At 72.9% G+C, this 9,543-nt stretch carries 4 protein-coding genes and 1 pseudogene; 1 reads left to right on the forward strand and 4 read right to left on the reverse strand.

Going from position 1 to position 9,543, the window contains the following annotated elements:
- Complete coding sequence (locus tag EBL85_RS15920; protein WP_123143421.1) at nucleotides 1-1,215, reverse strand: BPSS1780 family membrane protein; 1,215 nt, start codon at nucleotides 1,213-1,215, stop codon at nucleotides 1-3.
- A gap of 36 nt (nucleotides 1,216-1,251) precedes the next feature.
- A complete protein-coding gene (locus EBL85_RS15925; RefSeq protein WP_123141324.1) occupies nucleotides 1,252-3,198 on the reverse strand; it encodes an SEC-C metal-binding domain-containing protein in 1,947 nt (648 codons plus the stop codon).
- A 223-nt stretch (nucleotides 3,199-3,421) separates the two neighbouring features.
- Here EBL85_RS15925 and EBL85_RS15930 point away from each other — a divergent pair, with 223 nt between their 5' ends.
- Nucleotides 3,422-8,200 (forward strand): AAA family ATPase, encoded by a 4,779-nt coding sequence (locus EBL85_RS15930; RefSeq protein ID WP_123143422.1) that lies wholly within the window; start codon nucleotides 3,422-3,424, stop codon nucleotides 8,198-8,200.
- Between the two features lie 7 nt (nucleotides 8,201-8,207).
- Here EBL85_RS15930 and EBL85_RS15935 read toward each other — a convergent pair whose 3' ends face one another.
- Together EBL85_RS15935 and EBL85_RS17265 are read right to left on the reverse strand one after the other, a co-directional pair.
- Nucleotides 8,208-9,098, reverse strand: a complete 891-nt coding sequence (locus EBL85_RS15935; RefSeq protein WP_123141322.1) for an EamA family transporter — start codon at nucleotides 9,096-9,098, stop codon at nucleotides 8,208-8,210.
- Between the two features lie 9 nt (nucleotides 9,099-9,107).
- Nucleotides 9,108-9,543 (reverse strand): annotated as a pseudogene (locus tag EBL85_RS17265) (hypothetical protein); the annotation flags it as partial.

The following is a 9,543-nucleotide window of genomic DNA, read 5'->3' on the forward strand; positions in this document are numbered from 1 at the left end:
CTAGCCGTAGTAGATGTCGCGATAGGCCTGGTAGATGGCGATGACCAGCAGCGGGATCACCACCAGCAGGCCGAGCATCAGCGGGATCGAGCCGAGGATCAGCAGCCCGAAGGCCACCAGGCCATAGACCAGGAAGGGCAGGAGGTTGCGCAGACAGCCGGTGAAGCTCAGCTTGAAGGCGCGCAGCACCGCCACGCCCTCGATCGCCACCAGCGCCGGTGCGAACAGGGTCGCCATCACCAGCGGGATGATCAGCAGCGCGACCACCGCGACCATCCCCAGCACCACCCCGGGGGCCATGGTCGCCATCGGATCGACCGCGGCCGGGTCGAATGGTGCGCCGGTCATCGGGGTGAAGGCGGCGGCGCCGAGTCCGAGCCCGACCATCAGCAGCATGATCACCGCGACGATGGCGATGGTCAGGACGAGATAGAGCACCCCGATCAGCGCCAGGGGGCCGGGTCGGGTGCTGAAGCCGGCGAACAGATGGGCGACGCTGAAGCGCTCGCCGCGATATTGCGCATGGGCGCCGAGCATCAGCCCGCCGGTGAACATCGGGCCGAGCACGGTGCTGGCGAGGCTGCCGACCACCGGCACCAGGTTGGCGACGATCAGGATCAGATAGAACAACACCAGCGCGCCGATCCAGGGCAGCGGCTGGGCGCGGAACAGCGACCAGCCGTCGGCCACCCAGCCCCAGCCGCGTCCGGCGCCGACGGCGACCGGCCCCTGGAGCTGGTCGTCGCCGGCGTCGGCGCGCGGCGGCGGGGTGAGGTCGGCCTGGGGCGGGGCATAGGGGTCGTCGGTCTCGGTGCGCGTCTGGTTGGCCTGGTAGCGCTCGGCGACCACCCCGCAGGCCTGGCAGACCCCGGTCACCGGCGAGACCTCCAGCGCGCCGCACTTGGGACAGCGTGTGGCGCCGCTCATCGACGGGCGCTCGTCGCGCGCCGGGACGGCGGTCTCCGGGGCCTCCTGCGGCGTGTCCTGGCGCTCGATGCGCACCATCAGCCCGATCGCCTCGAGCGCCTCGCGATAGCGCTCGGCCTTGTGTTCGGGCAGGTCGTGCTTGAGTGTCTGCTCGGCGCCGCCGAGGAGGATCTCGCGGGCCTGCTCCTTGCGCATGCGGAACTTGGCGGCGAGTTCGGGGACCACCGTCTGGACCTTCTTGCCAGGGGCGAGTTCACCGGTGAATACGATGCGATAGCGTGCTTCCATCGATACGGTTCCTGTGGTTGGACGCGGGAATCCGGGTCAGGCGGTGAGCCGCTTCAGCCAGGCGAGGATACCGGGTTCGGCGGCCCAGACATCGCGCATCGCCTCGCGATAGAGCCAGGCCTGATCCTCGCCGCCGGGGGTGATCCCGTGCGGGTCGAGCTGCGGGCGCTTGATGCGCTTGCGGGTGAGGTAGTGGGGGATGCGCGGCAGTCGGTGCATCGCCCGTCCCAGCGCCTGCCGGGCGCGCTCCTGGCGACCGAGTCGATAGAGTGCGAGTACCTCACCATAGGCGAGATCGGCCAGCAGGTCGTCGGGGAAGCGCGCGGCGAGCGCCAGCGCGCGCTCGTCGAGCCCTGCGCGCAGATAGTGGTTCATCAGCTCGGCGCGCACCCCGTGGTTGTCCTGGGGGTTGAGTCGCAGCAATGCCTCGAGGGTGGCGATCGCGGCCTCCTGCTCGTCCTCGGCGCTGAGATAGAGATAGCGTCGGAAGAGCAGTCGCAGCGCTGGGCGATTGGCGGTGATCGACCACGGCAGGTGGTGATGCCCGTCGGCTGGCACCGCCGTGGTGATCATCGACCAGGCGCGTTCGAGCAGGGGACGCAGCAGGGCGTGCGCCATCCACGGCAGTGCGCTCTCGGGATGGGCGTAGAGCGCGGTGGCGAGATCGTCGAGCACCTCCAGGCTGTCGGCCAGCTCGGGGTGGCCGAGCAGGTGGTCGAGCCATGCGGTGTCTTCCCAGATCGCGTGGGCGTCATGGGGCGCGAGCTGGATCGAGACCGGCTTGTCGCTGGGGAAGCGGGCGCGCCAGCGGCTCTCGATACGGCGCACCGCGACCGGGGCGCGCAGTTGTGCCGGGCTGCTCCAGACCGGCTCGCCACCCGCTTCGGTGGGCGCGTGATCGGTTGGCGCGCCCTCGAACAGCGCGAGTTGGCCGCTCGCGACCTCTGGAGGGTGGTCGCGTACCGGGACCGCGTCGAGCCGTGGCAGCGGGCGTGCGGTTGCCACCGCCATCCAGTCGTGCAGGTCCACCAGGTCGGGGTCGATCGAGTCGGCGTGGGTGTCGACCAGTGCCGTCTGCGGGTCTTCGATGGCCTGGGCGAGGAAGTCGAGGAAGCTCGGTTCGACGTCGCCCTGTCGGCGGAAGCGGTGCAGCCAGAAACGCGCGCGCTCGCGCGCCAGTCGATCGCGGTGCTGGGCGGCGAGCAGGGTGATCTCGAGCAGTGCGGTGCCGGGCGAGTCGGGGCCGTTGCGCAGCGCCTCGGTGAAGGCCGCGGTGGCCTGCTCGAAGTCGCCCTCGTCGATCGCCATGGCGCTGCGTCGCTGCCAGGCCGCGGCGCTCAGCACGCGGTTGTCGCCAGTGCTCAGCCGTTCGAGGAAGGCGCGCTTCTTGCGCCAGTGATCGAGCCGGTCATAGGCGTCACAGAGCAGGTCGAGCGCCGGTTCGTAGCGCGCGTCGAGCGCGTCGAGCGAGCCGGCGAACAGGGGTTCGAGCAGATTGACGACACGGCGCGGATAGTCCTCCTCGAGCCAGCGGTCGGCGACCCGGGCCAGCAGCGGTCCGGGCACCGCATCGAGGCGCAGGGCCTCGCGCAGCTCGCCGTCCGAGAGCTCGTCGAGGAGGAACTCCCAGATCAGCTCGGTGGAGAGTTCGGGCAGCTCCTCGAGCGTGGCGCAGCAGTCGCGATAACGTTGTCCCGAGCCGCAGGGGCAGGGGGCATCGTCGGCGAGATCGGTCAGCGGGCTGGGCCGGAAGCCATTGGCCGGCGTCGGTGCGGCGTTCCAGATCGCCATCCCCAGCAGCCCGGCGAGTCGGCGGTGTTCGTCGTCGTCGAGGGGACCGACCGAGAGGCCGAGCAGGTCGGGGATCCGCGCCTGCGCCCAGGCGAGAAACTCCTCGGGACCGGCAGCGGCGAGGATACGTCGGATCGACTGGACGATGACTTGCTCGAAACGATCGGTTTCGGCGCTTTCTGGGTGGAACATGACGCGTTCCTCCGCGCAGTTCGGGGCGCATGCTCCACGATCGCGCCCCGTCGGTTCGGCGTCGCCCGGGCCGCGTACGGGTCCAGATCCGGCCCGGCGCGTCTCCGGGAGACAGTGCTGAGAACCATTGTAACCCGTCACCTCGGCCTTGTGTGGGCGGCTGCCGGTGCCCTGCGCGTTATAGTTGAGGGGCGATCCATTGCGCTGCCCTCGTGCCCCCTTCATGACCGAGACCGACCTCTCAAACCACCCCACAGCGCGCCCCGCCGCAGCCACGCCGCGGCTGCGGGTGTTCGTCTCCTCGCCCTCCGATCTCGAGCACGAGCGGGCGCTGGTGCGCGATCTGATCCTCGCCCTGGCGCGCGAGTATCGCCCCTACTTCGACCTCTCGGCGGTGCTCTGGGAGGAGGAGGCGCTGACCGCGGCGCAGAGCTTCCAGGCCGGGCTGGTGCGCCCGGCCGAGTGCGAGATCGTGCTGGTGATGCTGTGGACCCGGCTCGGCACCCCGCTCGCCGAGGAACCCTATGGCGGCATGACCGGGACCGAGTGGGAGTTCGTCGACGCGGTCGAGGCCTCGGCGCGGGCCGGCTCCCCCGAGGTGCTGGTCTATCGCAAGCAGGCGCCCTGTCTGATCGACGTCAACGACGCCGCGCGCACCCGCGAGGCGGTGGATGAGCGCCAGCGGCTCGAGGCCTTCTTCCAGCGCCATTTCTTCAACCCCGACGGCAGCTTCAAGCGCGCCTTCCGCCAATTCGAGGATGCACGCGCGCTGCGCGAGCTGGTCGAGAGCCAGCTGCGCAAGCTGCTCAACCGTCGCATCAGCGCCGAGCGTCGAGCGAGCGTCGGCGCCGCCGACTGGCGCGGCTCGCCGTTTCGCCCCGAGCACGCCTTTGCGCTCGCCGACGAGCCGGTGTTCACCGGGCGCGAGAGCGAGGTGCGCGAGCTGGTCGCACGGCTCGAGCGGCTGCGCGCGCGCGGCCGTGGCCTGCTGCTGATCAGCGGTGCCAGCGGGGTGGGCAAGAGCTCGCTGCTTCAGGCCGGGTTGCTGCCCCGGCTGCTGCGCCCCTTCCTCTTCGTCGGGGTCGGCGGCTGTCGCTGGTGCGCCCCGGATCTTGCCGGCACGCGCCCGCTGCAGGCGCTGGCCGCCGCCCTCTGCGCGCCCGCGGTGCTCGGCGACGCGCTCGCCGGGGGCGGGCTCGACGCCGCGGCGCTGGCGCGGCTGCTGGCGCGTGACCCCGAACTCGGCGCCGGCCAGGTCGGCGCCGCGCTCGATCGGCTGCAGGGCGTCGAGGGGGGCGAGTGGCGCCTGGCGCTGCTCTGCGATCCGCTCGACCCTCTGCTGGCGCATGTCGCGGCGCGGACGGCCGAGGCCGAGGCCTGCGCCCGCGCGCTCGCCGCGCTCGCCCGCTCGGAGCGGATCTGGGTGATCGCCACCCTGCGCGACGACGCCCTCGCCGGGCTCACCGATCGGTCCGAGCTTGCTGCCCTGGTCGATGAGGAGGCCTGGTATCCGTTGGCGCCGATCGCCCCGGCGCGGATCCGCCAGTTGGTCGAGATCCCGGCGCGGGTCGCCGGGATCGAGCACGTCGAGGAGAGCGCCGTCGGCGAGCGTGGTCTGGTCGAACGGCTGGAGGCCGACCTCGCCGCGGTGCACCACTGGCCGCCGCTGCTCGAGCTGGTACTCGAGGAGCTGCATCAGGCCGCCGGGCGGCGTGGCACGCGACGACTGCTGGTGAGCGACTATCACGCCCTGGGCGGCCTCGATGGACTGCTGCGCGCGCGCGCCGACCGGCTCTGGGCGCAGCTCGATGAGCGCGCGCGCGCGGCCCTGCCGGTGCTCTGCCGTGCCCTGCTGGTGCTGGAGAGCGGTGAGCAGCGTCTGCCCGGCGCGCGTGATGGCGATCTCGCCACCCTGGCCGCCCACCCCCAGGCAATGGCGCTGCTCGAGTCCCTGGTCGCGGCGCGGCTGGTGGTGATCGAGCGCGACCCCGAGGGTGGGGGGGCGGCGGTCGTGCCGCCGCCGGCGTTCGGTCTGGCGGCAGCGTTGCGCCGATTGCTGGCGCAGAGCCGCGAGGAATGGCTGGTGCGGGTCGGTGGCTGGCGCGAGACGCGTCCCGTCGACGAGGAGAGGCCGCCGGCCGAACCGTCTCTGGAGCGCCCCCCCTGGGCCGAAGGGCGCGCGGTGGCGCGATTGGTCCATCCGGCGCTGGCGCGCTGCTGGCCGGTGCTGCGCGACTGGGCGGGCATGCCCGAGCATGCCCGGGCGCTGCGGCTGCGCTATCGACTCTCACGTCAGGCGTGGCTGTGGCGGCGTACCGACTGCAATCGCGAGTATCTGCTCGGTGAGTCCGGGCACGCCGCGCTCGCCGCGTTCGTCGCCGCCCACGAGGACGAGCTCGAAGCGCTCGAACGCGCCTATCTGGCGCACTCGCGCGCCCATCTGCTGGCGCAACGTCGGCGCAACCGCTGGGTGCGGCTGACCGGGGTGGCGCTGCTCGGGCTGCTGCTGGCGGCCAGCGCGGCCGCTTACTGGGCCTGGGACGCCTCGCGTCAGGCCACCCTCAACCTCCAGTACAGCCGGCTCAAGGAGGCCGCGGCGGCGATCGACCAGGGCAACACCCCGGAGGCGGTGGAGCTGGCGATCGGCGCTGCCCCGTATCTGCCGGCGGCGGCCACCGATACCCTGGCTGACGCCTTCACCCGCAACCATCTGCTGGCGCTGGCCGAGTCCCCGGGAGCCGATCCCGAGCGCCCGCTGCCGCCGGCCTTCAGTGACGACGGCGCCTGGTTGGCGACCCTCTCGCGTGCCGACGGCGCGCGACTGTGGCGGCTGCGCGACGGGCGTTTCGTCGCTGCCGGGACGCTCGCCCCGCCGGGTGCGGCGCTCGATGCACTGCGGGTGACCGGCGGGGGGGATGCGGTCGAGGTCTTCGGGATCGGCGCCGAGGGCGTCTGGCGCCTGCCGCTGGAGGCGCCGGGCGCGCCGGACTGGCGCTGCGCCGGTGCGCCCGGCGAGGTGCTCGAACTCGCCCCGGACGGGCGTGGGCTGGCGCTCACCCGGGTCGTCGACGCGGGCGTGGCGGTGTGCATGGTCGATCTCGCCACGCCCGGGCGGGTGCGCTGGCAGCGGGTCCTGCACCAGGCCGAGATCCGCAGCCTCGACTTCTCCCCCGACGGCGCGCTGCTGGTGAGCGCCTCGCGCGATGGCCGGGCGCTGTTGCTCGATGCCGCCAGCGGTGCCGAGCGGGCGCGGCTGCCGCGCGGCGGTGCGCTCGATCGCCCCGCCAACCGCGCCCGCTTCGATCATGCCGGCGAGCGGGTGGCGGTCGCTTCGGCCGACGAGCGGGTGCGTCTCTATGGGCTCGATGGTCGGCTGCAGACCACCCTCGGCGCCCTGGAGCGTGATGGACGCACCCTGCGGGTACACGAGAGCGCGGTGCGCGACCTCGTCTTCTCCCCCGATGATCGGTTCCTGGTGGCGGTCGACGACGCCGGTCAGGTGGTGCGCTGGACGCTGGCGAACGGGGCGGCCGAGGTGCTCGGTCATCATGGGCTGAGCGTCGACCGGGTGGAGCTCGTCGCCGGCGACGAGGAGGCGCTGGTGCTCAGCGCCTCGCTCGACAAGACCGCACGGCTGTGGGGGCTGCGGACCGGGCGGGAGCTGGCGGTGTTCAGCCACGACGGCCCGGTCTCGGGGGCGCGCTTCAGCGCCGACGGGTCGCGGGTGCTGACCTACTCGGCGCGCGACGGCTCGGCGCGGCTGTGGTCGGTGGCGCCGGCCGACGGGCTGTCGTTCCGCCTCGAACAGGACGACCACGTCTGGCACCTGGCGCTGGCCGCGCCCGGCGACGGCGACGAGGTCTTGATGGCGACCGCCGCCTTCGACGGGCGGGTCGAGCTGTGGAGCCATGATCGCGCGCACCCCGAGCAGGCGCCACGGTTGCTGCATCGATTGCAGCACGCCCCGGAGGTCCGGGTGCGCCGGGTCGGCTTCTCGCCCGGTGCGCGCTGGCTGGCGAGCGCCGGGTTCGACGGTGCGGCGCGGGTCTGGGACCTCGAGGGCGGTGGGAGCTGTCGCGCCCAGGTCGATCGGCGTTGTGCCGACCCCGAGGCGGCGAGCTGTGGTGGCGTCCATCAGGTGTTGTTTGCCCCCGACGGGCGCTGGTTGTTGACCGCTGCCGATGTCCCCGAGACGCCGCTGCGGCTGTGGGATCCGGCCGACTGCAGCGCCCTGCCGTTGCCCAGCGCCTTCGCCCACGACGGCCACGGCGTGGTCGCCGCGGCGGTGGGTGCGAGCGCCGACGGTGCCCTGCTGGTGGCCAGTGGCGACGCCGCCGGCACCCTGCGGGTGATGCGTCGCGAGCCCGGGGCACGTTGGCAGCGTCTCTGCACCCTGGAGGCGCACCGGGCGGCAGTCACCGACCTCGCGCTCGCGCCCGACGGCACGGCCCTGGCCAGCGCCGGCGAGGACGGCCGGGTGGCGCTGGTCGAGCTCGACGGCGCCGGTTGTGTCGGGCCGCGTCGCCTCGATGCCGGTGCCGGGCTGGTCTACGCGGTCGGTTTCGCCCCCGATGGCGGCGCCCTGGTCAGCGCCGCGCAGGACGGGCGCGCCTATCTGTGGAGCCGCGCCGGGGCGCCGCTGGCGACCCTCGTCGGCCATCGTGACCGGGTCTACAGCGCCGAGTTCAGCCCCGACGGCCAGTGGCTGCTGACCGCCGCGCGCGACGGCGAGCTGCGGCTGTGGCGGCGTCCGCGCCGTGCCCAGGACGCGCCGCTGGCTGCCTATCTGGTGCTCGACGCCGCGCTCGGCGGGGTCGCCTATGCCCACTTCAGCCCCGACGGCAACAGCCTGGGCGCGGCCTACTGGGAGAACGCCGCGGTGTGGTGGCGGTTGTGGAACGAGTCCTCCGAGATCGCTCCGGCCTGGGTGCGTATCTGGGGCCCCGAGCGCGCCCGCCTGGCGCTGATCCGCGAGGCGATGCGCTTCCAGCGCGGCGACTGAGTGCGTCTCAGCCGAGGGTCAGTACCAGCACCCCGAGCAGCATGATGCTCGCCCCGAGCAGGCGGGTGCGCGGATAGGGCTCGGCGAACAGCCAGCGTCCGAGCAGCACCGAGAAGATCCCGGCGCTGCGCTTGACCGCCATCACATAGGAGGCGAGCGCCAGGCTGAGGGCGATCTGGTCGGCGATGCGCATCAGCGCGAACAGCACCCCGAGCAGCAGCAGCGGGCGGAGTTCGCGCAGCGCGGTGGCGCCGGTGAGCTCGGCGTAGAAGCGCCGGTCCTGCAGCCCGAACACCACCAGCAGCACCAGCGGATTGACCATCGCCACCATCACCGCGAACGACAGCGGATCGCTGAGCTGGATGCCGATACGACCGAACACGCTGGCGGCGGCGAAGCAGGCGGCGGCGAGCAGCGCCAGACGTCGTCCCGGGGTGCGCAGCGGGCGGTGCCAGCGGATGCCTCGCTCGTCGATCCCCAGGGTGTAGCCGCCGAGGATCAGCAACCCCACCCCGAGCCAGCCGAGCGGTGCCGGTAGCGCGCCGGTGAGCAGCCACTCGATGGCGATCGCCAGCCCCGGGGTGAGGGTCATCAGCGGTCCGACCAGCGACACCTCGCTGCGGTGCAGCGCGGCGTTGAGCGCCCAGCCGCCGAGCCCGGAGAGCACCCCGCCGCACAGCACCGCCAGCACATAGGCCGGCTGGTGCAACGGGAAGTCGTGATACCAGAGGATCAGCGGCAGGGTCACCGCGAGACTGGCGAGGTTGACATAGAAGGTCAGCGCGCGCGCCGAGAAGCTCGGGCTGAGGCGCTTGGTGACGGCCAGGCGCGAGGCGTGGAAGAAGGCCGAGGCCAGCGCGAACAGGATCCAGATCTGGGCGAAGGCGGAGAGGTCCATGGGCTCGGTTCAGCGCCAGCCGGTGGCCGCCCCGTGGAAGCGGGCGAGGGTCTGCGGTGCGACCGCGAGCTGGTCGCGATTGGCGCGCGCGAAGTCCTGCTGGAAGGCGAGACGCTGGCGCCACTGCACCGGGCTCAGGGTGCCGACGCCGCGGACGATGCGCACGCAGGGCAGGGCGTCGATGCCGAGCAGTCCGGCCCCGCCGATACCGCAGAAGAGCTTGGGCTGGATGCCCAGCTCGATCTCGCGCGCGGCGAGCGGCGGCGTGGCGGTGCGGGTGCGTGCCGGCACGCGCAGGGTGAGCGCGTAGCTCGGCTGGTCGAGGGTCATCAGCTGCTGGCGCCGCGCCGGGGTGGCGCGCGCCAGCCGCGCGGCGGTCGCCGGTGCGAGGTCGCGCAGCCGCTCGGCCAGCGCCGCCAGCTCGGCGCGGCTCGCCGCCGAGCAG

This window comes from Marichromatium sp. AB32 (assembly GCF_003718675.1).
Taxonomy (GTDB): domain Bacteria; phylum Pseudomonadota; class Gammaproteobacteria; order Chromatiales; family Chromatiaceae; genus Marichromatium; species Marichromatium gracile.

Excerpts from the sequence above, each read along its gene's own strand:
- EBL85_RS15930 (WP_123143422.1), top strand. The coding sequence starts at position 3,422 with ATGACCGAGACCGACCTCTCAAACCACCCCACAGCGCGCCCCGCCGCA.
- EBL85_RS15925 (WP_123141324.1), bottom strand. The coding sequence starts at position 3,198 with ATGTTCCACCCAGAAAGCGCCGAAACCGATCGTTTCGAGCAAGTCATC.
- EBL85_RS15935 (WP_123141322.1), bottom strand. The coding sequence starts at position 9,098 with ATGGACCTCTCCGCCTTCGCCCAGATCTGGATCCTGTTCGCGCTGGCC.
- EBL85_RS15920 (WP_123143421.1), bottom strand. The coding sequence starts at position 1,215 with ATGGAAGCACGCTATCGCATCGTATTCACCGGTGAACTCGCCCCTGGC.